Source organism: Paenibacillus pectinilyticus (genome assembly GCF_001700435.1).
Lineage (GTDB): Bacteria > Bacillota > Bacilli > Paenibacillales > NBRC-103111 > Paenibacillus_E > Paenibacillus_E pectinilyticus.
Window position 1 is genome coordinate 1 of the sequence record NZ_LYPC01000015.1, and the last position, 801, is coordinate 801.

1 tRNA gene and 1 rRNA gene are annotated in these 801 nt (G+C 45.1%); both read left to right on the plus strand.

Annotated elements, in window-relative coordinates:
• Window positions 1-150: 150 nt before the first annotated feature.
• Window positions 151-226, plus strand: a tRNA-Ala gene (locus A8709_RS12160).
• Window positions 227-720: 494 nt separating this feature from the next.
• Window positions 721-801: ribosomal RNA gene (locus A8709_RS12165) — 23S ribosomal RNA — on the plus strand; the annotation flags it as partial.

Below are 801 nucleotides of genomic sequence, written 5' to 3' on the forward strand. Positions count from 1 at the left end.
AGGTGCGGCTGGATCACCTCCTTTCTATGGAGACTCGGATCTGATAGATCCAGTCAAGTGTGTTTAACACACAAAATCGCTGATTACTCATTTCATTTGTTCAGTTTTGATGGAGTTTGCACACTTCGAATGAAGTGGTTCATCAAACATGGGGCCATAGCTCAGCTGGGAGAGCGCCTGCCTTGCAAGCAGGAGGTCAGCGGTTCGATCCCGCTTGGCTCCACCATTAACTTATTGCTTACTTCCGCCGCCGATAAGGCGGTGTTGTTGACACTAAGGCAATGGATGCAAACTTTCATTACAAGCGATCTTCTAATTGGTAATTATTGATTGTTGCCGATTGCAAGTGAGCATGATAAGATGTAACTCCTGNAGGAGGTCAGCGGTTCGATCCCGCTTGGCTCCACCATTAACTTATTGCTTACTTCCGCCGCCGATAAGGCGGTGTTGTTGACACTAAGGCAATGGATGCAAACTTTCATTACAAGCGATCTTCTAATTGGTAATTATTGATTGTTGCCGATTGCAAGTGAGCATGATAAGATGTAACTCCTGTCGCTAAGAGGCGAAGGGAAAACATCGAAATTGTTCCTTGAAAACTAGATAACGAAACAAAACGTAAAGTAAGAACTTAGGTTGCGTGATCTTCGGATCTTGCAAAAATCTTTAAACTCTTTCAATTAGGAGAGACTTTGGCTCAGGCCAAAGATCCCTATAAATGGTTAAGCTAGAAAGAGCACACGGAGGATGCCTAGGCACTAGGAGCCGAAGAAGGACGTGGCGAACGACGAAATGCCTCGG